1 protein-coding gene is annotated in these 726 nt (G+C 60.7%); it reads right to left on the bottom strand.

Going from position 1 to position 726, the window contains the following annotated elements; translation table 11 throughout:
• Nucleotides 1-73: 73 nt before the first annotated feature.
• The coding region (locus B3520_RS06035; RefSeq protein WP_349678476.1) for an MFS transporter at nucleotides 74-726 on the bottom strand (653 nt) is incomplete at its 5' end.

The following is a 726-nucleotide window of genomic DNA, read 5'->3' as shown; positions in this document are numbered from 1 at the left end:
CGCTGCGCTAATCCGACCTACGCCAATCACCCCGCTCCGACCCGGACTTCCTACAACCTAATAAGCCCAAGCATCAAGTCAGCTCAATCTTCTGCAAAGTACCATCGGCCATCATCTCGCTCATATGGCCTTTGGGTTCGGCCAGCATCTGGACGAGGAAGAAGGTCGCTACAGCCGAGGCGCCGATCACCAGAAAGAACGTGCTCGCATCCATAAAGCTATAGGCCGTCAGATAAGTGACCGCACCCACGTTTCCGTATGCGCCGGCCATGCCCGCGATCTGGCCGGTCATGCGACGCTTCACCAACGGCACCATGGCAAACACCGCGCCTTCGCCCGCCTGGACAAAGAAAGAACAGCACATCACCGCCATTACCGCCAGCCACACCGGCCAGCCGCCGCCGACCTGGGAGAGGACGAAGTAACCCACCGCCAGGCCGCCGATGAAGATGGACATGCTGCGTCGGCGCCCGAAGTTGTCGCTGATCCAGCCGCCGCCCGGGCGGGCCACCAGGTTCATAAAGGCGAAGGCGCCACCAAGCATGCCCGCTTCGGCCAGGCTCAGTTGGGTGAAGGTTTCCAGAAAGAAGGCCGGCAGCATGGAGACCACCGCCAGCTCGGAGCCGAAGGTGACGAAGTAGGCCCAGCTCAATACCGCGACCTGCTTGAACTCGTACTTGTCGTGCTCCGGTACGCCGTGTTTGAGCATGTCTTTGTTCACCCGAT

Origin of the sequence: Marinimicrobium sp. UBA4509, assembly GCF_002388575.1 — a bacterium.
GTDB lineage: Bacteria > Pseudomonadota > Gammaproteobacteria > Pseudomonadales > Cellvibrionaceae > Marinimicrobium > Marinimicrobium koreense.
This window is presented reverse-complemented; position numbering and strand designations above follow the sequence as displayed.